The sequence below is a fragment of the Catenovulum agarivorans DS-2 genome, from assembly GCF_000568405.1.
Lineage (GTDB): Bacteria > Pseudomonadota > Gammaproteobacteria > Enterobacterales > Alteromonadaceae > Catenovulum > Catenovulum agarivorans_A.
In genome coordinates this window covers 1-24,636 of record NZ_ARZY01000017.1, presented here as the reverse complement: position 1 = coordinate 24,636, position 24,636 = coordinate 1, and the positions used below count along the sequence as shown (strand labels likewise).

General features: G+C 41.0%; 25 protein-coding genes. 8 read left to right on the top strand and 17 right to left on the bottom strand.

Annotation, left to right across the window (positions count from 1 at the left end; genetic code table 11):
• Positions 1-11 precede the first annotated feature (11 nt).
• From flgJ to DS2_RS09970, 11 genes are all read right to left on the bottom strand, one after another.
• Positions 12-977 (bottom strand): flagellar assembly peptidoglycan hydrolase FlgJ, encoded by a 966-nt coding sequence (flgJ, locus tag DS2_RS10020; protein WP_035014620.1) that lies wholly within the window; start codon positions 975-977, stop codon positions 12-14.
• Between the two features lie 11 nt (positions 978-988).
• Positions 989-2,077 (bottom strand): flagellar basal body P-ring protein FlgI, encoded by a 1,089-nt coding sequence (locus DS2_RS10015; RefSeq protein WP_035014619.1) that lies wholly within the window; start codon positions 2,075-2,077, stop codon positions 989-991.
• Positions 2,078-2,087: 10 nt separating this feature from the next.
• Entirely contained in the window at positions 2,088-2,780 is a 693-nt protein-coding gene (gene flgH, locus DS2_RS10010) for a flagellar basal body L-ring protein FlgH (RefSeq protein WP_035014617.1), read from the bottom strand.
• 25 nt (positions 2,781-2,805) lie between these two features.
• Positions 2,806-3,594, bottom strand: a complete 789-nt coding sequence (flgG, locus tag DS2_RS10005) for a flagellar basal-body rod protein FlgG (RefSeq protein WP_035014616.1) — start codon at positions 3,592-3,594, stop codon at positions 2,806-2,808.
• 28 nt (positions 3,595-3,622) lie between these two features.
• Entirely contained in the window at positions 3,623-4,387 is a 765-nt protein-coding gene (locus tag DS2_RS10000) for a flagellar basal body rod protein FlgF (protein WP_035014615.1), read from the bottom strand.
• A gap of 176 nt (positions 4,388-4,563) precedes the next feature.
• On the bottom strand, positions 4,564-6,006 hold the full coding sequence (flgE, locus tag DS2_RS09995; RefSeq protein WP_035014614.1) for a flagellar hook protein FlgE: 1,443 nt from the start codon (positions 6,004-6,006) through the stop codon (positions 4,564-4,566).
• Between the two features lie 31 nt (positions 6,007-6,037).
• A complete protein-coding gene (locus DS2_RS09990) occupies positions 6,038-6,778 on the bottom strand; it encodes a FlgD immunoglobulin-like domain containing protein (protein ID WP_035014613.1) in 741 nt (246 codons plus the stop codon).
• A gap of 18 nt (positions 6,779-6,796) precedes the next feature.
• Positions 6,797-7,228 carry a flagellar basal body rod protein FlgC gene (flgC, locus tag DS2_RS09985; RefSeq protein WP_035014612.1) on the bottom strand — a complete coding sequence of 144 codons (432 nt, stop codon included), beginning with the start codon at positions 7,226-7,228 and terminating at the stop codon, positions 6,797-6,799.
• Positions 7,228-7,629 (bottom strand): flagellar basal body rod protein FlgB, encoded by a 402-nt coding sequence (flgB, locus tag DS2_RS09980; protein WP_035014611.1) that lies wholly within the window; start codon positions 7,627-7,629, stop codon positions 7,228-7,230. Before flgB ends, flgC begins: the two co-directional genes overlap by 1 nt.
• 216 nt (positions 7,630-7,845) lie before the next feature.
• Positions 7,846-8,673 (bottom strand): CheR family methyltransferase, encoded by an 828-nt coding sequence (locus tag DS2_RS09975; RefSeq protein ID WP_035014609.1) that lies wholly within the window; start codon positions 8,671-8,673, stop codon positions 7,846-7,848.
• 9 nt (positions 8,674-8,682) lie between these two features.
• Positions 8,683-9,612 (bottom strand): chemotaxis protein CheV, encoded by a 930-nt coding sequence (locus DS2_RS09970; protein WP_035014608.1) that lies wholly within the window; start codon positions 9,610-9,612, stop codon positions 8,683-8,685.
• Positions 9,613-9,820: 208 nt separating this feature from the next.
• Here DS2_RS09970 and flgA point away from each other — a divergent pair, with 208 nt between their 5' ends.
• The 3 genes from flgA (at position 9,821) to flgN (ending at position 11,343) form a co-directional block, all read left to right on the top strand.
• Complete coding sequence (gene flgA / locus DS2_RS09965; protein ID WP_035014606.1) at positions 9,821-10,510, top strand: flagellar basal body P-ring formation chaperone FlgA; 690 nt, start codon at positions 9,821-9,823, stop codon at positions 10,508-10,510.
• Positions 10,511-10,586: 76 nt separating this feature from the next.
• Positions 10,587-10,916, top strand: coding sequence for a flagellar biosynthesis anti-sigma factor FlgM (gene flgM, locus DS2_RS09960; RefSeq protein ID WP_081754248.1), 330 nt, complete (start codon positions 10,587-10,589; stop codon positions 10,914-10,916).
• A gap of 1 nt (position 10,917) precedes the next feature.
• Entirely contained in the window at positions 10,918-11,343 is a 426-nt protein-coding gene (flgN, locus tag DS2_RS09955) for a flagellar export chaperone FlgN (RefSeq protein WP_035014605.1), read from the top strand.
• Between the two features lie 171 nt (positions 11,344-11,514).
• On the opposite strand, the gene DS2_RS09950 is transcribed toward flgN, so the two are convergent.
• From DS2_RS09950 to DS2_RS19865, 3 genes are read right to left on the bottom strand one after another with little or no spacing between them, the layout of a single operon-like run.
• Positions 11,515-12,210: a FlgO family outer membrane protein gene (locus DS2_RS09950; RefSeq protein ID WP_051479780.1), complete on the bottom strand. Its 696-nt coding sequence runs from the start codon at positions 12,208-12,210 to the stop codon at positions 11,515-11,517.
• A gap of 32 nt (positions 12,211-12,242) precedes the next feature.
• Positions 12,243-12,713, bottom strand: a complete 471-nt coding sequence (locus DS2_RS09945; protein WP_035014604.1) for an LPP20 family lipoprotein — start codon at positions 12,711-12,713, stop codon at positions 12,243-12,245.
• A complete protein-coding gene (locus tag DS2_RS19865) occupies positions 12,706-13,383 on the bottom strand; it encodes a FlgO family outer membrane protein (protein ID WP_152537590.1) in 678 nt (225 codons plus the stop codon). The genes DS2_RS09945 and DS2_RS19865 overlap by 8 nt, the downstream gene beginning before the upstream one ends.
• A 261-nt stretch (positions 13,384-13,644) precedes the next feature.
• Here DS2_RS19865 and DS2_RS09935 point away from each other — a divergent pair, with 261 nt between their 5' ends.
• A complete protein-coding gene (locus DS2_RS09935; protein ID WP_035014603.1) occupies positions 13,645-14,838 on the top strand; it encodes a flagella assembly protein FlgT in 1,194 nt (397 codons plus the stop codon).
• Here the strand turns inward: DS2_RS09935 and DS2_RS09930 are convergent.
• The 3 genes from DS2_RS09930 to lptF form a co-directional block, all read right to left on the bottom strand.
• Positions 14,835-15,227 (bottom strand): YbaN family protein, encoded by a 393-nt coding sequence (locus DS2_RS09930; RefSeq protein WP_035014602.1) that lies wholly within the window; start codon positions 15,225-15,227, stop codon positions 14,835-14,837. The genes DS2_RS09935 and DS2_RS09930 overlap by 4 nt on opposite strands.
• A gap of 82 nt (positions 15,228-15,309) precedes the next feature.
• Positions 15,310-16,374 carry an LPS export ABC transporter permease LptG gene (gene lptG / locus DS2_RS09925; protein ID WP_035014601.1) on the bottom strand — a complete coding sequence of 355 codons (1,065 nt, stop codon included), beginning with the start codon at positions 16,372-16,374 and terminating at the stop codon, positions 15,310-15,312.
• Positions 16,371-17,483, bottom strand: a complete 1,113-nt coding sequence (gene lptF / locus DS2_RS09920; RefSeq protein ID WP_035014600.1) for an LPS export ABC transporter permease LptF — start codon at positions 17,481-17,483, stop codon at positions 16,371-16,373. The genes lptG and lptF overlap by 4 nt, the downstream gene beginning before the upstream one ends.
• A gap of 315 nt (positions 17,484-17,798) precedes the next feature.
• Here lptF and pepA point away from each other — a divergent pair, with 315 nt between their 5' ends.
• From pepA to DS2_RS09900, 4 genes are all read left to right on the top strand, one after another.
• The gene (gene pepA, locus DS2_RS09915; protein ID WP_035014598.1) at positions 17,799-19,304 is read left to right on the top strand and encodes a leucyl aminopeptidase; all 1,506 of its coding nucleotides are present in this window, start codon (positions 17,799-17,801) and stop codon (positions 19,302-19,304) included.
• On the top strand, positions 19,304-19,744 hold the full coding sequence (locus DS2_RS09910) for a DNA polymerase III subunit chi (protein WP_035014597.1): 441 nt from the start codon (positions 19,304-19,306) through the stop codon (positions 19,742-19,744). The genes pepA and DS2_RS09910 overlap by 1 nt, the downstream gene beginning before the upstream one ends.
• A gap of 26 nt (positions 19,745-19,770) precedes the next feature.
• Positions 19,771-22,617, top strand: coding sequence for a valine--tRNA ligase (locus tag DS2_RS09905; protein WP_035014596.1), 2,847 nt, complete (start codon positions 19,771-19,773; stop codon positions 22,615-22,617).
• Positions 22,618-22,693: 76 nt separating this feature from the next.
• The gene (locus DS2_RS09900; RefSeq protein ID WP_035014595.1) at positions 22,694-24,532 is read left to right on the top strand and encodes a DEAD/DEAH box helicase; all 1,839 of its coding nucleotides are present in this window, start codon (positions 22,694-22,696) and stop codon (positions 24,530-24,532) included.
• Positions 24,533-24,636 lie beyond the last annotated feature (104 nt).

The window sequence follows — 24,636 nt, the reverse complement described above, 5'->3', positions numbered from 1 at the left end:
GGCAAACATTATTAAAACTTTAGCATATCTCTTGCGGAATCGAACACAGAATCTTTCAACACAGACATAATTTTATCCGCATAGTTGGGGTCGGTCGCATAACCTGCTTTTTGCAGCTCAGAAAAATACTGTTTAACGTCTTTACCAACCTCTACTGCTTGCTGATATCTGGGGCTATTTAAAATAAAATCGGCATAATCTTGCATAGACTCGGCAATATTTGAATAAGCACGAAATTGTGCTCGTTCTTGATGCGCAACACCATTTTTATATTCAAGGGTACTAACAGTCGTTTTGTCTCCATCCCAACGGCCGTCCGCTTTAATTCCAAAAAAATTTAACGCATTACTGCCATCGAATTTTTGCATCATTTTTTGACCCCAACCAGTTTCTAGCGCTGCTTGACCTATCATGGCTATTGGAGAAATACCCAATTTTTCCGCTGCCATGGTCGCGTACGGAAGCAATTTATCAACAAAGTCTTGTTTGTTGGCAAATTCTACTCGCTCAACCGGCAAAGCCGTACTTTGCTCCACAGCGGTTTGATTTGCTTGTGGTTGCTCAGCTGCTCTTGCGGAAAACTGATTGGCTTGCGGATAAGCCTGCGCTCTGGATAGTTGGCCATCGTTACGCGTAATTGATGCTGCGGTGATATTCCCTGTGCCTGGCGACAATTGTTCTACAATTAGATCGGCCAAACCCAATGCACCAGTTGACGATAAGTCTACAGCCAGCTGGTCATCCATCATACCTCGGAAAAATTTCGTTTCTTGGCTATTAAATGGGCTGTCTTTGTCTTCTAATACTTCTTCTGCCTGACGCATACTTTGCAGCATCATTTTCATAAAAATGGATTCAAAATGCTCCGCCGCTTTGCGCAGAGCCTTTTGATCATTTGGATTACTTTGGGCAGCCTCACGGAGGCCATTTAAGCCAGCAAAATCTTGAACAAATTGAGCTTGATCTAATTTATCCATCTCGCCACCCGCTAGATAACCACTAATTCGCCTTGCAGTGCACCCGATTCTTTTAATGCTTCTAAAATTGCCATTAAATCACCGGGAGCTGCGCCAATTTCGTTTAACGCTCTCACTAGCTCATCTAAACTAGTACCAGCATCCAAAACAAACATTCGGGTGTCATCTTGTGCCACATCAATTAGTGTTTGTTTGGTGGTCACTGTATCACCACCCGCAAATGCATTTGGCTGACTGACCTGTTGATTCGCCGCAATAGTCACTGTCAGTCCACCATGAGTTACTGCAGTCGGTGCCAAGCGCACATCTTTGCCAATAACGATTGTGCCAGTACGTGAATTCACTATCACTTTAGCGGGCGCATCTGCTGGGGTAAATTCTAGGTTTTCTAACGTAGCAATATATGAAACCCGCTGGCCAATATCTCTGGGCGCAATCACTTTTACTGAGGTGGCATCAACTGCTGTTGCTGAATTAGGGCCAACCAGCTGATTAATCACATCTGCCATACGTTTTGCTGTGGTAAAATCGGAACGGTGCAAATTAAAGGTTAATGTATCCCCGTGGCCTAATGCAGTTGGTACTTCGCGTTCAACCAAAGCGCCATTCGGAATACGTCCAACTGTAGGCGTATTCACCAGTACCTGCGAACCATCTTGCCCTTGAATACCAAATCCACCAACAATTAAGCTGCCTTGGGCAATCGCATAAGTTTTACCATCTGCACCTTTTAACATTGTTTGTAATAAGGTACCGCCATTTAAGCTTCCTGCGCTGCCAATTGACGAAACAGTTACGTCAATTTGTTGACCTGGTTTAGTAAATGGTGGCAAGGTGGCTGACACAGCTACCGCTGCAACATTTTTAATTTTTGGTTTAGTTGACGATGGTAAGCTGATACCAAAGTTATTCAGCATGGTTCTAAAACTTTGTTCGGTAAACGGACTTTGCTCACCCGTTCCAGGCAAACCAACAACTAAACCATAACCGACTAATTGATTATCACGAATGCCTTGAATACTAGCTAAATCTTTAATGCGTTGCGCTTGCACAAACGATGTAAAGAACAGCAAACTAATCAATACAATAAGCTTTTTCATTATCTACTCCTTAAAACGGCCACCAAGTGGAATAGAAGAACTTAGATAACCAGCCTTGCTGCGAAGACTCTGCAAACGAGCCTGTACCACTATATTGGATACGGGCATTGGCAACACGTGTACTTGGCACAGTATTGTCACTACTGATATCAGCAGGTCGAACTATGCCTGTTACTCGAATATATTCATCACCCGTATTCAGCGTTAACCATTTTTCACCACGTACCACCAAGTTACCATTGGGTAAAATACGTGTTACATGGACTGAAATTTGCCCAGTTAAACTGTTACTCTGATCGGCTTTAGAGTCACCTTTAAATTCGGTTTCACTACTCAAACTAAGATCTATCGGATTACCACCAATGGTTGCAACACGACCGAGTGCCGAAAAAGGCTGCATTGATACATCGTTTTCTTTACCGTATTCTGCCTTAGATTGCTTAGACGCAGAGGTATTTTCTTTTAAGACCACTGTGATAATGTCGCCTAACCTGCGTGCTTTACTGTCAGAATAAATATTGTTTGGACTAATATCAGAATACAATGAGCCTGTCGGTACCACAGCTACCGCTTCTGGAATTGGCTCTATTGGTGCAAATTCTGGATCGTCCGGTATCGCAGCTGATTCTTTGGTGGTTGCACAGCTGACCAAACACAAAAGCATCAAGCTTGTTGCCATTGATTTATACATTGAGCTATTCATCAGCCACCTCCAAATCAAACTAAATTTATAGCTGCTGCACCGCTTGACCCAACATTTGGTCAACCGACGAAATAACTTTAGAGTTCATTTCAAATGCACGTTGGCTCTCAATCAGATTGACCAACTCTTCAGTCACATTCACGTTTGACGTTTCTAATGCACCTTGAATGGTTAAACCTAAGCCATCAACGCCTGGATTACCTTGTACTGGCGCGCCACTTACCGCTGTTTCGGTATACAAATTTTGACCAATTGGTTGTAGACCTGATGGATTGATAAAATCAGTTAAAGTTAGCTGGCCAACCACTACGTTATCCGCTTGTCCAGGCAAGGTAACACTGACTTCACCATCTTGAGAAACAGTAACTGATTGTGCATCAGGCGGAATTGTAATGTTTGGCTGGATTAAGAAGCCTGCACCTGAGGTGACCATTTGCCCATCTGCATCTAAGGTAAATTGACCATTACGCGTATAAGCTATGGTGCCATCTGGTTGTAATACCTCAAAAAAACCTTTTCCTTGTACCATCACATCTAACGCATTTTCGGTTGTTAGCGTGTTACCTTGCGAAAAGTTTTTTTGTGTTGCCACTACTTTTGAACCTGCGCCTAACATTAAACCATTTGGTAGCTCAGTATCTTGCGAAGAACGACCACCAGGCTGATTAATATTTTGGTAGAGCAAATCTTCAAATATTGCTCGGCTTTTTTTAAAACCAATTGTACTGGCATTGGCCAAGTTATTTGAGATAACCGAAATATCGGTTTGCTGTGCATCAAGCCCAGTTTTACTGATCCAGAGTGCTGAATGCATATTTCACCTCCTGAGTAATTAAACTCAATTAAAAAACTCTCATTAACATGTCTGATTGACGATCTATGGTTTCGGCTTGTTTCATCATCTTGTTTTGCATTTCAAATTGTCTTTGCAATGAAACCATATCAACCATAGCGCTAACTGCATTAACGTTGCTCGACTCTAACGCACCTTTAATAATGCGCACATCCGGCGATGCTTCACAAAAGCCACACTGAGCAAACTCATCTAATTCTTTTGGCCTAAATAAACCATCATTACCTTTGTCTAATTCAAAGTCGTCAGTTGGCTTTATTAGCTTTATCCGATCAACTTCTTCTAAAAAGTTTGCTGGCGCCCCCTGAGGTCTAACAACAATCGCGCCATCTAAACCAATTTCCACTTTATCTACTGGAATTGGCAATAAAATGGGCCCGCCTTCACCGATTACAGGTTGACCACTCGATGTGGTTAACAATCCTTCAGGCGTAATTTGCAAATTACCATTGCGGGTATAAGCTTCTTGACCATTTTTGTCTTCCACCGCCATCCAGCCGTCACCTTGAATCGCAATGTCTAAATCTCGACCTGTGGTGATCATGGTGCCACCGGACATGTTTTGCGAGGGCCGCTCAGCCATTGAAAAAACGCGAGATGGCAAACCTTCTCCAAAAGCTTGCATACTGCGCGCTTGTACTAGATCAGCCTTAAAACCAATGGTTTTAACATTGGCTAAATTATTGGCTTGAACAGATACCGCATTTAGATTTTGTTTGGCGCCACTCATGGCTACCCATAGCATTTTATCCATGTTAACCGCCGCTCTGACAATAGTTTGACATACTGTTTATTTTGCAAGGTTAATGCCAACAAACAAAATGAAGTGAAAATTTTTATGCTTTAGTATCAATAATTTAATGCGGGTATAAAAAGAAAACGAGCAGCCAAAACATTGACAGCTCGTTTGTTGAAGAGGTAGAAATTTTATTAACGGATTTGCAGTATATTCTGTTGTAACTGCGAGTTGACGTCTAATGCTCTTGAATTAGCTTGGAATGATTTTTGAGAGGTAATCAAATCCACCAGCTCTTGAGTTATATCTACGTTCGATTGCTCCAAAGCTGAAGAAACAATGGTGCCAAAGGTACCTGTGTTTGCTTCACCCGCTAATGGCTGGCCTGAGCTAATTGTTTCTTTCCAGCTTACGTTACCGATTTGTTGTAAACCTTGGTCGTTAGCAAATCGCACTAGCGCAACACGGCCTAAATAATCAACTGTACCGTTGGAGTAATTGGCAGAAACTAAACCATCATCTGCAATGGACACACCAGTTAATCGGCCCACAGTAGCACCGTCTTGCTCGAGTGATGTTACTTCGAATGAAGATGCAAATTGTGTTGGTTCTGTGAAATCGAGTGTGATGGTTTGAGCAGCATCAGCGCCATTAGTTAATACACCCGCTTCGGGCGGTGTATTGGTTAATGTTGGCCCCAACGGCTGACTGGTCACAAAAGGCTCTGCATCTGTACCAGGTAGGTAACCATTTACTGACTGAATTTCACCTTGGTTATTAAACACTAAAGGAATACCAACAAAGTCACCGTCACCAGCTGCATACCCAGTTGGCGAAGCAGTAATTTGCCCACCGCTAGCGGCAGTTGCGTTTGCATCACTCGCTCCAATTGCTGTCCCATTTAAATCAACAGGAACTGGATTGCCGTTAGCATCTGTATCTACTGACATAAATACATACCAACGGTTAATTGGTGGTGTATTGCTAGCAGCGTTTTCATCTTTAACATAATAAGTTGTTTGGATATGACTTTCACCGAGGGAGTCAAATATGGTTACTGATGATGACGCATGATAAGTGGTGTTATCATTCGGATTAAATAAAGCTGGGTCTAATGGTGTCGAAGTTGAATCAACATTAAAAGTCATTTCAACATTTGTGGTCGCCACCGGCACACCGGCTGAATCTGGAATACGTAAAGTTTCGGTGGTCGATAATGAAACACCTTGTGATGTGCCGTCTTCATTTACTGGATAAACTTGCAAATAATGACCTTTATTTGAAACCACAAAATTGTCTTCATTCAGTTTAAAATTACCTGCTCGGGTAAATGACATATCACGTGATGCTAAATCGGGCGTCATCGCAAAAAAGCCATTACCAGTGATCGCTAAATCGAGCGAGTTATTGGTAAATTTTAAGCTACCTTGACCAAACTGCTGGGCAACAACAGAGGTTAAACCACCATCACCCACCTTAGTTTTGCCTGCACCAAATACAGATGTTGCAAATACGTCACCAAACTCCGCGCGGCTTTCTTTAAAACCTGTGGTGTTGGCATTGGCAATATTATTTGCCGTTGTATTTAAATCTTTCTGTGATACCGAAATACCACTTAACGCTACGTTAAAAGACATACCTTGTTACCTCTTCGTTTTTTGAACCTAATTAAGGCGCAACCTCAATAATGTCGTCCATTGAGAAATTGCCTAACCCGGCTAAATTCATATCTAATGCGTTACCCGCACCAAAGCGCACACTGCTAACCGTAGAGTATGAGCCATTTGTAATATCTGTTCGTTGACCCGATGATGGGTCTATGCCTGTTGCTTCAATTTTGTATAAGCCTGCTGGCATTTGTTCGCCCGCGCTATTTTTACCATCCCATGTGTAAGTCAATGGACCTTCTGACGAAGCCCCCAGCTCCAATGTTTGAATGGTTTTACCCGAACTATCTTGTACATTTACTCGAATATCATTCATGCCACCTTCAAACATTAATTGAGCAGGCATCATGTAGCTGTCTTCGCCTACTTGAAAAAGCGCACCTTGTTCAGATTCAACCAATACTTGGCGGCCAACCATAGATGAAGCTTGCAATGCTTTATTCGATGTTTGATTTACAGAATTATTGGCAAGAAATTCGCTGAACTGCCCTGTAAATGTGTCAAATTTATCGCCCAAGTCGGTAATCCCTTCAGCCATAGTAAAACTGGTCATTTGCGAGATCATTTCTTCGTTGCTAGCCGGGTTGGTTGGGTCTTGTGCAGCTAGCTGAGTTGTCAGCAAGGAGAAAAAATCTTCTTGCCCCATAGTGTTGCGCTCAGCTTCACTTTGATTTTGGTTCGCTTGCTCTGTTTTACGCAAGTTCTCCAATATATTGCTATTGTTAGTATCGATTGTTGACATAAGCCTAGACCTCTAACCCTATTTACCCTGGCCAATTTGTAATGTGCGAGACAACATTTTCTTCGCATTATCGGCAATTTGAATATTGGTTTGATAAGCCCGTGAAGCAGAAATCATATTTGCCATTTCTTCCATCACATTTACGTTAGGTTTATAAATGTAACCATTTTTATCTGCCATTGGATGGTTAGGGTTGTATTCAACTGTCAACGGTTTGTCACTTTCAACAATACCCTTTACCTTAACACCAATATTTTCACTATTTTCCATGTTGCTAGAAGCTCGTGACATCTCAGCAGCAAACACTGGGTGGCGAGCACGGTAGGTCTGATCCACCGATGAACTAACACTATCGGCATTCGATAAGTTACTCGCTGTGGTATTTAAGCGAACTGATTGTGCTCGCATTGCTGAGCCTGATATATCAAATACATTAAATAAACTACTCATTAGCCTTGCCCACCATTAATTGCTTTTTTCAAACCAGTTATCTTGTCAGTCATAAACTTAACGCTGGCATTAAAGCGTAATTGATTCTGTAGAAATTCATTTCGTTCGGCTTGCAATTCAACCGTATTGCCATCACCAGTGTCTGGCTGAGCTGGTGTTCTAAATTGCAAACCATCATTGATAGTCGACTGAACATTGATGTGCTTTTCGTTAGTGCGCTCTAAAGAACTTGTATATTTTCGTCTCTCACCAGCAAGTGCTGCTTGAAAATCAAAATCGCGTGCCTTGTACCCTGGGGTATCAGCATTAGCTATATTGCTTGCGAGCACTTCAGAGCGTTCGATGCGCAGCTGTAACGCTTTAGGGTGTACGCTAAAAGCTTTATCTAACGAAATCGCCATTTTTTTGTCTCCTAAATTACTTACTTAGGACAAAGCAACTTAAATGCCAATATTAGAAAATTATTATTCCCAAACAGCAAACAAAAACAAAAAACATGAAAAATCAAAAGGTTAAAACTAAACCTTTAAAGAATTTTCGGCGCTAAAAGCAAATAAATAGATTTAAAAAGACAGGTAAATTAATGTCGGCAGGTAAAAGCGGCAAAGATTGCCGCTCTATTTTTTCTTGGGTCGGTAAACAATACCAGGGTTACAACGCTGCATTTCAAAATCATCACTTAACCCAGTAATAGATTCTGAAGCCCCCAAAAACAAATAACCATCAGGATTTAAAGCTTGGGCAAACTGCCGAAGTATTTTACTTTTGTTTTCAGCGGAAAAATAAATCAGTACGTTACGGCAAAAGATAATATCGAACTTGCCCAATAGCGAATAACTATCTAACAAATTCATTTGCCTGAAATTAACTAGGTTACGTACATTATCTCGAAGTTTCATCGTCCCAGCTTCTGCACATGGCTCAAAAAATTGTTGCTTGCGTTGCGGGGATAACCCCCTTGCTAGAGCGAGTGAATCATAAACGCCACTTTTACATATTTCTAGCATCGAGGGGGATATGTCTGTTCCTAGAATAGAAACACGGCCACTTGTTCTTCTACGCTGCTGATATTCTAACGCTGTCATCGCGATTGAATACGGTTCTTGCCCTGATGAAGAAGCAGCCGACCATATCTTAACCGATTTATTATCATAGTTAGGAAAGATGTCTTTTGCTAACACTTCAAATGGATATGAATCACGAAACCATAAGGTTTCATTGGTTGTCATCGCGTCAACAACAGCCGCTCGTAACTGTCGTTCGGTAATGTTCATCGCTCGAGTAACAATTTCCCCCAAGCTTTGCGCTTTAAATTTGGATAATAGTGGCGACAATCGGCTTTTAACCAAATATTGTTTATTCCCCCCTAGAACAATTCCGCACTGATGTTCTAAAAAGGTACAAAATTTGTTGTAGTCGTCAGTTCCAATGGTTTTATCTAACACACAAAATTCCTAATTGTCCACGTTCAACCATTTTTGCACTGCTCCAGCTAGTTCATCTGGATTAAACTTTGCAATAAAGTCATCAGCTCCTACTTTATCGACCATTGCGTGATTAAATACCCCACTTAACGAAGTGTGTAAGATCACGTGGAGATTTTTAAGTTTAGGATTATTTTTGATTTCAGCGGTCAAGGTATAGCCATCCATTTCAGGCATTTCAATATCAGAGATTAGCAGAGCGACTTTATCAGTTACATCACCTGTTTCTTGCGCTAATTCGTTGAGTTTTATCAGAGCATCTTTGCCGTTAATCGCCAATTGCATATCAATACCTAAACCTTCAAGCGCTCGCTTAACCTGATTTCGAGCAACCGAAGAGTCATCTGCAATAAACAACACCTTATTGGTGAAATCTTTGACAATTGGGTTAGCGTCTAACACCTCTTTACTTACTTCAGCATCTATCGGCATTATTTCATGGAGAATTTTCTCGACATCAAGAATCTCTACCAATTCTTTATCAACTTCAGTGACAGCTGTTAAATAGCTATATCGACCCGCCCCCTTTGGTGGCGGCATAATAGATTCCCAATTGATGTTAATAATGCGCTCGACTGATGAAACTAAAAAGCCTTGAACGGAGCGATTATATTCGGCAATAACAATAAAACAGTCTTCGGTATTTTGGATTGCTCGTCCACCTGTGGCCATGCCAAGATCAATAACCGAAATGGTTTGTCCACGAATATGCGCTACACCACGAATAAATTTATTGCGTTTGGGCAATGAAGTCAGTTTTGGACACTGTAGTACCTCCCGTACTTTAAACACATTAATGCCAAACCTTTGTTGACCTTGTAGTTTAAACAACAGTAGTTCAAGCCTATTTTGACCAACAAGCTGTGTTCTCTGATTTACGGAATCTAGTACTCCGGCCATTTTTATCTCCAGAATTTAATAACGCTAGATAGCAACAATGTTTCTAATAGTTTCGGCACAAAGTTTGCCTAACTTAACCCCAATAACATTAAAAGTTACCATACCAACAAATATTTGACAGATATTAGATTCATTTATAACGCTTTTTTCAAATTAAGCATAGTCGAATATTAAAAAAGTGGAACTTAAAATTAGTAAGGTACAAATTATGAAATTGAGTCTCTGTTTGCTAATGCCTCTATTCAGTATAATGTCTTTTACGACAATGGCGAATGTATACAACAAAAAACAACTCGAGCAATTGGCTGAAGAGCATGCGATATCCATCTACCCAGCGCAAGCTGACGAGGAGTTACAAGCATTTGCCTCGCCGATAGACAGTCGCCTGAACATTCAACCATGTGATACTGAAGTGACCGCTCAAGTACCAAATTTTAATCCATATTCTAAAAATATGACTGTGCGTATTCGTTGTGAAGGCGAGAATGGTTGGGGCATGTACATTCCTGTTCAAGTCAAAATTATGACACCAGTTATCGTCGCGGAAACATATATTGAATCTGGGCAAACCATCACACAACAAGATCTAAAAGTAGCCATGATAGAAAAAAACCGTTCAAGAAATGGCTTTATTGCCGATATAAAAAGCATAGTTGGCAGTAAAGCAAAAAGGCAAATTCGCTCAGGTGAAGCTATAATTAGTAGAAATATTTGTTTTGTCTGTCAAGGAGAACTGGTTACAATAGAAGCGGTATCCAACAACTTAAGTGTAAAAACAACGGGCATTGCCCTGTCTGATGGCAGTTATGGCGATACCGTTAGTGTGAGAAACCGCAGTTCTAATCGAGTTGTTCAAGGACGCGTTAGTTCTGTATCTGAGGTGCAGATTTTTTTATAAAACTCGCTATTAAGTGCTAAAGTTTTTAAACTGATGGCCGATACAGATAGTGAAGTTAAATTTTTAGGTAAGAATTATGGCTATTAATGTAAACAATCTGAACAATAATCAGGTTGGTAAAGCCGCGGCAGAGGCGCAACAAAAAGCGCAACAAGGCCAGCAAACAGCCAACCAAACCAATACGCAAGCAGCGCAAACAACTGCGCCGCGTCAAGACTCTGTGTCACTTACTCAAACTGCACAGAACTTGAATAATTTAAACAAAAAGGCAAATAACGCCTCTGGATTTGATCAAGAAAAAGTGGACAAGTTAAAAAAAGCCATAGAGTCTGGCGAATACAAAGTGAATGCAGAGAAATTAGCTGCTAACATTATCGCAAGCGAAGGTAAACTTTTCGGTTTATAAGATGACAGTAAACGCAGTTGAGTTATTGCAACAACAACAAGACAACTTAAACCAATTAATTATTTTATTGGAGCAGGAGCTGTCTGCGTTTAAAAGTCGTCAAGCCGATGAGGTTTACCAAATCGCGCAAAGTAAAAATGCGTTAATTGATCAAATTCAACAAACGGACAAATCTATCTCTGAACTGGCAGATTTAGAACAATTGAAAGCACAAGATGATTTTGCCGCCAAAGTGGAGCAAATTGAAAACACACTGGCCGAAGTCAAAAATAAAAATGCGATTAATGAACGAGTGATTCGCACCAGCTTGAATAATGTCCAACGCTTAAAACAATCTATTCTAGCGCTGAAAAATGCCGATGCTATGACTTACGACAAACAAGGTCAGGCACAAACCCAAACCTTGGGTAAAGGTATTAAAGCTTAGTTCTTATTAAAGTTGTGTTCTTTTGCAGAACAACGACCCCACACTTTTGAAAACCTCGCTTTAGAAAAGGATTAGCTATTCTTCCAGTGGCAATTGAATTGCTGTTGCTTTAATTACAACCGCTACTAATTTCGCGCCAGCATAAAAACAGCACACCAGCGCACCTGCAACTTACTCTTTCACTAACTTAATACCATCCTTTTGTTTGCTCGACATCAGTTGCTGAGCCACATTGTGTGGGATAAAGCCTTGCGAAGAGGCAACAATAGCACGAGATTCAATACCGACCATACGAGCAACCACTTCAACACCATTATCTTTATAGGTAAAGGTACCCGTTAGCACATATTCTATGGGGTGCCATTGACGTAACTCATCAATATCACGGCTCAACGCAAAGTCACCTGTTTCAGTCACCCGAATGGTTCCAGTCGCTTTATAGTCAACAACCGACAAACCTAACACCATTGCTTGATGTTGAAAGCTCTCAGCTAAATGAATACCAAATAAATTAGTTTCTTCTAAATTGGAATCTACAGGGACAAAACTAGCAACAGCTACAGGTGTTTTATCGGTAACGTAGCGCATATTTTTTATCAGTTTGATTGCCATAGCTTCAACATAATCACTAATGGCCAAACGTGTATCTGAACGAATATGGCTATTTTGTTGATTTAAAAATCTGTGAGGATCGCGCGCCCAATGATTCAACAGTGCCGGGTCTTGATGACCATTGAAATTTTCTAGCAATAAAGTTTTATCGGTTTGCGCTTCAATAGAATCTTGCGCTTGCCAAGGTGTTGTTATTTGACAAGCAGACAACGCAAGTAGTGAAACAAATGGGGTGATAATTTTTGACTTTTTCATAATATCCTCACTTTCAAATCGAAAGTTGCCAGTTAATGGTAACGCGCATCAATGATGCGGGTTTGCCCATTGGTAAAGGCTCTTATACGATACAAATCGCGCAAGTTTAATTCTAGTTCAGTAATGTATACACCATCTAAGTGGTAAGTTTTAATAATACGAGCGCCTTTTATGACACCTTGAACTGATGCCCTGACACTTTCATTACCAAGTACCAAATCACTCACTTTAACTTGGCTATTTAACTTATAACCATGAACTTTTTCAGTTAAATCTCGATATGCATCCAGTTTAGACGCTTTAATCGCTTTAACCATTTTAGTTGATTTATCTTGACCAATTTGGCTGTCTATTGGCGCGTAACCAACAGCAGAAACAATGTAGTCCTGTTCGGGTAAATCGTATTGCCATTGATAATGTTTATTGATTTCAACGCTAGGGACTGTATTTTGACAACCCGCCATAACGAACAGGCCAATCAACCATAAAAAGTGTTTAGTCATTTTCAACTCCACTGACCTTTGGAACTCGTGCGCGTTCACCTCTATGGATTAACATGCCATCTTGAGTCATCACGTCTTGGCTTGAATAAAATACATTGTGTGGCACAAACCCTTGTGCTGACGCAATAACTTGTTTGTTGGCACTATCCATCATACGCACATTTACAACCGCGCCGTTTTGATGCATCACCAATGTACCAGACAATAAATATCTAACATCAATATCAGCAGTCAACTGCTCAATGTCCCGACTCCATATTTGATCGGATTGTTCACCAACTTTTATCTTGCCGGTTAGCTTAAAGTCGATAACCGAATAACCACGTTTTTGCAGCTCATAAATAAAGCTTTCTTCCAATTGCCCGCCTAAAGCTTTCAATGGGTGCCCCTGCCCTTGGATCATCTTTCTATCCGCTTGACTGACAAAGTGGGTGACAGCCACATTACCATACAAATTTTGTGGGTTGAGATCAGCTAAAAGCTCGTCAGCTAACATATATGCGTATGCTTTAATGGATAGTTTACTGACGTTCGGTTGATAATATTCAGTCATATCAGACGACTGTTGTTCTGGCACTGCATAGCTGTGACTTGATTTATATGCACACCCTGTCGCAAATAAACTGATAGCAATCGCAGCTGTTAAAGAAGATGAATAAAGCCTTGCCATAATAACGCCCACAAAAATTACCTAAATTTGTTTCTGGCAGAATCACTGCAAAAATGATTCCAATATTAAAGTTCTCCGTGGATAAAATTTGCCAGCGTGCAGGTAAATGCGCTAACCGCTTGATAACTCGGGGCGCGAGTACTTTTATTATTTATTTGAGAGATTGGCACAATCTTAGCTTTACTCTAGCAATCAACATCAATCCGTCAATTATCTAAAAAACCGTCAATAAAATGACTGTTGGCTAAAGGTAGTCGAATAATGAAAATTTTGACCAATATAATCTACGGTATGCTTTTGTCGTTAATTTGCACAGCCTCAGCAACTGCGGCATGGTATCAGGCTAGCGCTTCTAGCCGAGTGATTAATGGCAACATAGCACAAGCCCGCCAAGCAGCAATAGAAGAAGCGGTAAAACAAACACTGTTATTTTCCGGAGCTTCTATTACGAGCTCACAACAAGTCACCAACGGTTTATTGACTCAAGATATGTTTATGGTTCGCTCTAGTGGCGTGGTCAATGAAATTGAGCTGCTAGACGAAACCATACATAAGGGTGAGCTATCGGTGACAGTCCGCGCAGACATATTTGCCGATACTCGGCAATGTTATGCCTCAGATTACAAAAAAGCCATCACGGTGCTGCCGCTGCAAATCAGGCACAACGAACATGCGAAAATTGGTGGATTGTATCAGCTCGGAATGGTCCTAGGTGAACAGATTTATCAAAAAATGACAAGCCACAGTCAAAATGTCGAAGTCAGAGACTTTTACCAAAACCCCATTTTAGATACGCAAGAAAATAAAAAAGATCAGGTTTCGAGTAACCAAGCTCCGGTAATATTGCAACAAATTGCCCGTCAAACTGACAGCCAACTGGTGATCTCAGGTGAGTTGGTTGATCTATCAATTGGCAGCACATCTAATAAATTAACTCAATGGTTGAGCAATGAAACGGCAGAAAGGTTTTTTGAAATGCGTTTGTATTTGCATGACGCATTAACTGGCGAGCGTTTGCAACAATTTGACTATTTTGCTCAAACCATGTGGGAGTTTGATTTAAAACAACGTGTTGACCTAACGAGCCGACGATTTTGGTACAGTGCCTATGGACAAATTATTCAACAATCTGTTGCAAAGGCAGTGGCTGAAATAGATGGTTCGTTGGCCTGCGTCTCAGCTAAAGCTCGCATTATTGATGTGGATGCACATCAGGTGCGATTTAATTTAGGCCGAAACAACAATGTGCAAGCTGGTGATATTTTCACCATTTTACATCAAGCTAGCTTTGTCGATAAGAACGGCATTAGCCGCCCACATTTTATTGTAAGTCGCCATCAAATCGAAGTAACTCAGGTATATGGGCAATCTGCGATTGCAGTCAGCCAAAACAAAGAGCTGTTGGCCAATATTCAAGCAGGTGATGTTGTGCGGCCGTTTAGTGTAATGGACTAGACAATATGCTGTGAAGGGCTTGGCGCATTTGGCATTCGCCACAAATAAAGGGACACACAAATAGCGATAGCAAACAACATAACCGCTAACCAAGCTTTGCCGACAATTACAGCCGATAAAGTCATACTCAACCAAATTAAGCTAATTGCACGGATTTTAGTTTGCTTTTGGATACCTTTGTAGGCTTGGTAATCTCGGATCATTTGTCCGAAATATTTTTGCCGCAAAAGCCACTGGTGAAAACGCGGAGAAGATTTTGCGAAACAGCCAGCCGACAATAAGACAAATGGAGTGGTAGGTAATACAGGTAGAACAACCCCTGCAATAGCAAGTGCGAGTGACATCCACCCTGCGACAATTAAACTAAGCCTTGCAAGCGTTTTTAGCATAATTTAAACACTCCCCTTTCTTACCTGCATATTAAACATTAGCAGCCAGATAAAAAGCAGACAAATATTTAACCTAAAATAATTACCGGCGTTTTAAATAATGCATGGCCACCAAGGTGAAAACCAAACTAGGGAACAGTGCGCCTAACACAGGCGGAAAGTTAAACACCAGTACCACAGGGCCGAATATGCGGTTGGCTATAAAAAAGCCAAAGCCAGTCATAACCCCCATTAGAATACGAGCGCCCATAGAAGTGCTTCGCAATGGCCCAAATATAAAAGACAGTGCCACCAACATCATGACCGCGACAGTCACAGGTTGAAATATTTTGCGCCAAAACGCCAACTGGTAACGTGTTGGGTCCTGCTCATTGCCCGATAAGTAATCTAAGTGGTCATGTAAGTCTGTCAACGACCAAGCTTCTGGTGTTGCATTTCCAACAGTTAATTTTTCAGGGGTTAATTTACTTTGCCAAAGCTGCTGAGTCGTATCAAAACGTACGATATGGTCACCATATAGCTGAGTATTATTTACATCCAACATATTCCAGTTGTCTTGTTCATACTGTGCAGTTTTCGCATAGGTTACCTGTTGCAACTTATACGCGTCATCAAAATGATAAACTGTGACTTGCTGTAATTGCTCAGGGTTTTGTCCATCAGCAACAAATACAAAATTATTACCATCTTTGAGCCACATCGCTTTAGGTTGTAAGCTATTGCCAGTGCCATAAATGGCGTCATCTCGAATTTTTTCTGCTTGTGCTTCTAAGTTAGGTGCAACAAACTCACCAACAATCAAAACTAATAAAACCATCAACATAGTGGTCTTCATCGCTGATTTTACAATATTCAACTTCGACCAACCCGCCGCTTGCATAACAATCAGTTCTGAGTTGCTCGCCAAAGCACCTAACCCCAACAACCCGCCTAACAGAGCTGCCATTGGGAAAAACACCTCTACGTCACGTGCAATTGAATACAATACAAATAAAGATGCTTCAACCATGGTGTAGGTGCCTCTACCTATATACCTGAGTTGCTCGACAAAACGAATCAAACCACTTAACGCAGTCAGCACCAGTACCGAAAAAAAAGTTGCGCTGAATATTGAACGACCAATGTAAATATCTAATATCTTGATCATGCTATTCGACGCCCTTTCTTCATTCTAAACAACAACTGTCGACCAAGCGTCCGCTCTGTCGTAAACAAGTAAACCCCATACATTAATGCGCCAGCATGAATCCACCAAATTCCAATCGAAGCAGGCAATTTACCATCTTCCAATGCTGACTTTCCTGCCATTAGAAGCAAAAAATAACATAGGTAAATAGCAAACGCGGGGACCATTTTGGCGTATTTCCCCTGACGAGGATTAACTCTTGCTAAAGGGACTGCGATTAACGCAACAATCACGACAGTCAGTGGCAAAGAAATACGCCATTGCAATTCAGCAATATGGCTAAGCTCTGACGACTGCCACAACTCTTGGGTGGGTACCGCCATTAATTTTAGGCGTCGCTCTTCAAGGGTTTGCTCTTTTACAACCATGCGATATTGACTAAAGTCGGTAATTTGATAATTGAGTCTATTGGTACCACCAGAATAGGCAGTGCCGTCACTCAACACCAACTGTTCAGTTCCATCGGCAAAACTTTCTAATGTTCCTTTGTTGGCGTAGACAACATGAAATTCATTATCAAAATTGGTATCTGGATTTACTTTAGCGACAAACACTCGATCAAATGCATTGTCTTGGTCACTTTCATGAACAAAGATCACCGCCTTTTTATTACTTGATTCCTTAAACTGACCTGGTACCAGTGCAGAAATACCCACATCAGAACGGATTTCCTCGCGCAACACTTCACGCTGCTCGTATGCCAGAGGTGTTACATACAAAGCAAATAACCCCGTAATTAAAGCAACTATTAACGCAAAAGATAGGGTGACTCTGGTAATGTACCATTCACTAATGCCGCAGGCTTTAAACACTGTCATTTCACTGTCTGCATACATTTGTCCATGCGCCAAAAATATCCCAATAAACAAGCTTAACGGCAAAATTAAACCCGCCAACGGTGGCATGCTTAACGTTAGCATATCAAGTACCAAAGACGTTGGAACTTTGCCATCCATTGCATCATCTAACACCCGCATTAACGTTTGTGAGGTGAATATAGCCAACAATACGCCAAATACAGCGAACTGGGCTTTAAAAGTTTCTGAAAAAATATAGCGAAAAATAATCAAACTTTTATCCGTTTATTGTCTATTTTGCTGCAAAGCAACAAAAATTTAAGTAAACTCGTTGTTTTTCTATAGTTAAGCACTATTTTAAGCTGATGCGGTGCAAATATGTACGCAACAGCCAAGTTTAACGTATCAGCAGATAATAGCAGTTTATCCGCGAATTAAATTGCTTTTAGCTAGGCTTACAACAAATTATATAGGTTCTTATACAAAAGTAATCCCTTCTTGTTGCCCTATTAGCAAAAAAGGCTATGTTTAATGGGTAAAAGTGTCTGTTGATAAGAGAATTGAGCTAAAGCTATTTTAGGAGTCATTATGGAATTTAGTGTAAAAAGTGGTAGCCCAGAGAAACAGCGCAGTGCCTGTATCGTTGTGGGTGTATTTGAACCTCGACGCCTAACAGCCGTAGCCGAGCAACTAGATAAAATTAGCGACGGTTATATCAGCAACCTAATTCGCCGTGGTGATTTAGAAGGTAAAGCCGGGCAAATGTTATTGCTGCACCATGTACCAAATGTATTGAGTGAGCGTGTATTGCTTGTAGGCTGTGGTAAAGAGCGCGAATTAGATGAGCGCCAATATCGCCAAATTATCGCCAAAACAATTAACACCTTAAATGAAACTGGCTCAATGGAAGCTGTATGTTTCCTGCCTGAATTACATGTTAAAGGTCGAGATATATACTGGAAACTTCGTTTGGCGGTAGAAGCCACGCAAGATTGTTTGTACACCTTTGACCAATTAAAAAGTAAAAAAGGTGAAACTCGCCGGCCGTTACGCAAGATAGTGTTTAACGTACCGACTCGTCGAGAATTGCAATTAGGTGAAAAAGCAATTGAGCAAGCACTAGCCATTTCAACGGGTAAAAAAGTCTGCCGTGATGTTGCGAATATGCCACCCAATATTTGCAACCCAGAATACTTGGGTGAGCAGGCGCTAGCTTTGTCCGAAAATTACCAGACAATTAACACCTACTTAGTTAAAGAAGCTGACATGGAAAAATTAGGTATGGGTTCATATCTAGCGGTTGGCCGAGGTTCGGACAATGAATCTGTGATGTCGGTCATTCAATACCAAGGCGCGAATAAAGATGTTGCACCTATCGTGTTAGTTGGTAAAGGCCTAACCTTTGACACTGGCGGCATTTCAATTAAACCTAGCGAAGCAATGGACGAAATGAAATACGACATGGGTGGTGCCGCTTCCGTTTTAGGTACGATGCACGCGTTAGCTCAGCTTAATTTACCTATAAACGTTGTTGGTATTTTAGCAGGCTGCGAGAACATGCCGAGCAGCAATGCTTATCGTCCTGGTGATGTACTTACCACTATGTCAGGTCAAACTGTTGAAGTATTAAATACAGATGCTGAAGGCCGATTGGTGTTATGTGATGCGCTCACTTATGTTGAACGCTTTAATCCAGATGTAGTCATCGACGTTGCGACACTTACAGGCGCTTGTGTGATTGCATTAGGCAAACATGCAACGGGTTTAATGAGTAATCATAACCCACTGGCGCACGAATTAATGAACGCATCAGAACAATCTGGCGATAGAGCCTGGCGTTTACCTTTATGGGATGAGTATCAAGAGCAATTGGAAAGCCCATTTGCGGATATGGCCAATATTGGTGGTCGACCAGCTGGTAGTATAACCGCAGGTTGTTTCTTATCGCGCTTTACCCGTAAATATAATTGGGCGCATTTAGATATTGCTGGTACAGCTTGGGTAAGTGGCAAAAACAAAGGGTCGACAGGTCGCCCTGTACCAATGTTAACCCAGTATCTAATTGATCGTGCGGCAGAAGTAAATAACAGTTAATGACACAAGTAACTTTTTACATAGTAGAGCAACAGCCGGACGTAAATGTTTCGGCTGTTGTCCATTATGCCTGCGAGCTTGCTTCACAGCACTATCGGCAAAACAATCGCGTATTTATTTTTGCCGATAATCAGCAGCAAGCAGAGCAAATTGATGAGTACTTATGGCAATTCGATCCAAATAAATTTGTACCACACAATTTATTTGGTGAAGGTCCCAAATATGGCTCCCCAGTCGAAATAAGTTGGCAACCACCACGTGGACGCAAAGATGTGTTGATAAATATCAGCCAACAGATGCCAGTTTTTGCTAAACAATTTAAACACGTATGTGATTTTGTACCCGCTGAAGAAGCTGAGAAAGTACAAGCGCGTGAACGTTATAAACACTATCGAGCTGCAGGCTTTGCATTAGCAACTACACCTGCAACAACCAATTAATACAGTATTAGAGTAAGACACCGGCTATGGAAACTAAATTTAATCCATCCAATATCGAAAAAGCCCTTTACCAAGCTTGGGAAGAAAAAGGCTATTTTAAACCGTCTGGCGAAGGCCAAGCGTACAGCATTATGATCCCACCACCTAATGTTACTGGTAGTTTGCATATGGGTCATGCTTTCCAAGACACCATAATGGATACATTGATCCGTTATAAGCGCATGGATAAATTTAACACCTTATGGCAAGTGGGTACTGACCATGCTGGTATTGCGACACAAATGGTGGTTGAACGCAAATTAGCAGCCGAAGAGGATAAAACTCGCCACGACCTAGGTCGCGAAGCCTTTATTGACCGTATCTGGGATTGGAAGAAAGAATCTGGTGGCACCATTACTCAACAACTACGTCGTTTAGGCGCATCAGTTGATTGGGATCGCGAACGTTTTACTATGGATGATGGTTTATCTGAAGCAGTAAAAGAAGTGTTTGTTCGTTTACACAAAGAAGATTTAATCTATCGTGGTAAACGTTTGGTTAACTGGGATCCAAAACTCCACACCGCCATTTCAGACTTAGAAGTCGAAAATAAAGACAAGAAAGGCCACATGTGGAATTTCCGCTATCCATTAGCGGACGGTGTGACTACTAAAGATGGCAAAAACTACATTGTAGTGGCCACCACGCGTCCAGAAACCATGTTAGGTGACACTGGTGTTGCAGTTAACCCAGAAGATGAGCGCTACCAAGATTTAATCGGTAAAGAAATCATTTTACCAATTGTTGAGCGCCGCATTAAAATTGTTGCCGACGAGCATGCCGACATGGAAAAAGGCACAGGTTGTGTGAAAATCACCCCTGCGCACGACTTTAACGATAATGAAGTCGGCAAACGCCATCAACTTCCGATGATCAACATCTTTGATAAAGACGCTGCAATCTTAGCCCAAGGTGAATCTTTTACCTTTGACGGCAAACCGCTTGAATTAGACGCACCAATTCCGGAGCGTTTCCATGGTCTAGACAGATTCGCAGCGCGTAAAGCCATTGTTGCTGAATTTGAGCAGCTCGGATTATTAGACGTTATTGAAGATCACAGTTTAACCGTACCATATGGTGACCGCTCGGGTGTAGTTATTGAACCATTACTAACTGACCAATGGTATGTACGTGTTGCACCATTAGCTGAGCCTGCAATTGATGCAGTTAAAAATGGCGAGATTAAATTTGTTCCACAACAATACGAAAACATGTATTTCTCGTGGATGAATGATGTGCAAGATTGGTGTATTTCACGCCAATTATGGTGGGGTCACAGAATTCCAGCTTGGTACGATGCTGATGGCAATGTATATGTAGGTCGTGACGAAGCTGAAGTACGTAGCGAAAACAATATAGCTGCCGATGTAGCCTTAACCCAAGACGAAGATGTATTAGATACATGGTTCTCATCTGCCCTTTGGACCTTTTCTACATTAGGTTGGCCAGAGCAAACACCAGAACTTAAAACCTTCCACCCTTCTGAAGTGTTAGTCACAGGTTTTGACATTATATTCTTCTGGGTAGCCAGAATGATAATGATGACAATGCACTTTATTAAAGATGAAGATGGTAAAGCACAAGTACCTTTCAAAACAGTTTATGTAACTGGCCTTATTCGTGACGAAAATGGCGACAAAATGTCTAAGTCTAAAGGGAACGTGTTAGATCCTATCGACATGATAGATGGTATCGACCTTGAATCTTTAGTGACTAAACGTTGTGGCAACATGATGCAGCCACAACTAGCGAAGAAGATTGAGAAGAATACCCGTAAAACCTTTGAAAATGGTATTGAGGCACATGGTACTGACGCATTGCGTTTCACCTTAGCAGCTATGGCTTCAACCGGCCGCGATATCAATTGGGATATGAAACGTTTAGAAGGCTACCGTAACTTCTGTAACAAGTTATGGAATGCCAGCCGTTATGTATTGATGAACACAGAAGAACAAGACTGTGGGTCAAATGGCGGTGACATAGAATTATCGTTAGCGGACAAGTGGATTTTAGGCCGTTTGCAACAAACGATAGAAACATCACGCAAATATATTGATAGCTATCGTTTCGACTTATTAGCGCAAACTTTGTATGAGTTTACTTGGAACCAATTCTGTGACTGGTATTTAGAGTTAACTAAACCTGTACTAACCAATGGTACTGAAGCGCAGCAACGTGGTACACGCAAAACCTTAATTCAAGTATTAGAAACTTTATTAAGATTAATGCACCCTGTTATGCCATATATCACCGAGGAGATTTGGCAAAAAGTAGCACCTCTGGCTGGCGTAACTGGTGAAACCATAATGCTGCAAGCCTATCCACAATTTGCTGCGGATAAAGTAGATGAAGCAGCAATTGCGGACGTTGAGTGGTTAAAACAGTTTATTTTAGGTATTCGTAATATTCGTGGTGAAATGAATATTTCGCCGAATAAACCTTTAAATGTCTTGTTACGCAACCTAAACACTGACGACCAACGCTGTTTAGCTGAAAACCAAACCTTCTTACAGTCATTGGCTAAACTCGAATCGATTGAAATTTTAGCAGCCGACGACAAAGGGCCAGCTTCAGCTAGTGCCTTTGTTGGTGATATGCAAATACTTATCCCAATGGCTGGTTTAATTGATAAGGATGCAGAGCTTGCACGCTTGAAAAAAGCCATGGACAAAGCCGAAAATGAACTTGGTAGAGTACAAAACAAACTCTCGAATGAGAAATTTGTTAATAATGCGCCTGCGCACGTGTTAGACAAAGAAAAAGACAAACTTGCCGAATTTGAAGGCGCATTAACTAAGTTAAAGCAGCAATATGATGAAATATCTGCGCTGTAACCCAAAAACTTAGACAGAAGTCTTTGTGTGGTAGAGTGATATACAAGCTCTACCACACATTGTTATCTAACCAAACATGGCCTATCAACTTCGTCCCTATCAACAACAAGCTGTCGATGCAGCAATCGAACACTTTAAAAAATCCCCTCAATCTGCAGTTATCGTTCTCCCAACAGGCTCTGGTAAAAGTTTAGTTATTGCTGAACTGGCGAAAAAAGCTAAAGGCAAGATTTTAGTTTTAACCCATGTAAAAGAATTGGTTGAACAGAATCATGCCAAATATCAAAGTTATGGCCTGACTGCAGGGATATTCTCCGCTGGGTTAAATAAAAAACAAACCCAATTTAAAGTAACCTTTGCCAGTATTCAGTCAGTAGCACCTAACTTGTCCTCATTTACTGAAAAATTCTCACTCGTCATAATTGATGAGTGTCATCGCATTGGTTTACCAACAGCAAAACTAGCAAGACCTGCTGAAACGTTAAGCTCGGAAACGGCAGGCAGAAAAATAACAGGCCTGGCTAGTGAAACGGCACATAACCAATACAGCAGAGTATTAAACCATTTACAACAACTCAACCCTAATCTTCGTGTATTAGGCTTAACTGCAACGCCATACCGGCTCGATACAGGCTGGATATACAGATATCATTACTATGGATTTGCCCGTAGCGAACATCCAGTACAATTTGAACACTGCATTTTTGAGCAACCATTAGCTGTTATGATAAAACAAGGTTATTTAACTGAACCTAAACTAGTCAAAGCGGCAACTGAGCATTACGATTTTACTTCACTGAAAGCAACCGCCAATGGTGAATACAAACCTAATGATATTAACGAGCTTGTGGGTAAATACCCAAGAGTCACCCAAGCGATTTGTGAGCAAATATATCAGCATGGACAAACCCGCCAAGGCATTATGGTTTTTGCAGCGACAGTTGAACATGCACAAGAAGTTTTTCATTATTTAAGCCAATTTAGCCCAGATCAAGTCGCTTTGATCACTGGCCAGACAGACAACAAACAAAGGGATGATTTAATCGAAGCTTTTAAGCAAAAAAAGCTTAAATATCTAGTGAACGTTTCTGTTTTAACTACAGGTTTTGATGCGCCCCACGTCGATTTTATCGCGATACTAAGGCCCACCCAATCGATTAGCCTTTACCAACAAATCGTTGGTAGAGGGCTCAGGCTAGCGCCAAATAAACAAGATTGTTTGGTGATAGATTATGCGGGTAATGATTTTGATCTCTATTATCCAGAAGTCGGTTCGGTTAGACCGAATAAAGGTACAGTGCCGGTACAAGTACCCTGCCCTGTATGTGATTTTCAAAATATCTTTTGGGGAAAAGTGGATGCAGATGGAGACCTAATTGAGCACTTTGGTCGCCGTTGTTGGGGTTTAATTCAGCAACAACCACCGATTCAATGTGACTATAGATTCGTTTTTAAACAATGCCCTAAATGTCAGCACGAAAATGATATAGCAGCACGTTACTGCCAAGCTTGCAAACAAGTATTGGTTGATCCAGATGAACAAATAAAAGACGCACTAAAACTTAAAGATGCTATGGTTATTCGTTGTGCTGGAATAACCGCTGAAATTAAAGGACAAGTGCTTTATATACAATATTTTGATGAAGACGGCAGTGAGCTTAAAGAAACCTTTAATTTTAATTCTAAACGCCAGCGTGAAGTGTTTAATCAGGCGTTTTCAAGACGAATCTGCTCTGGGACATCACCAAAGCAATTTGATCAAATAACAGAATTAACACCTCACTTAGACACTCTACCACATCCAGACTTTGTAATAGCTAAACAAGATAAAAAAGCAAAACAGAAAAACTGGATAGTTAGCACGCGTATTTTTGATTATCAAGGCAATTTTAGAAAGGCGAATCAGATTAATTAATGCCAAATCAGCAATAAATTTAACGAATGTACTCGAAATCTAATTCAAGTTAGATCAAAACTTTTTGAATGGTATAAACGAAAAAAGGCCTACTGATAACAGTA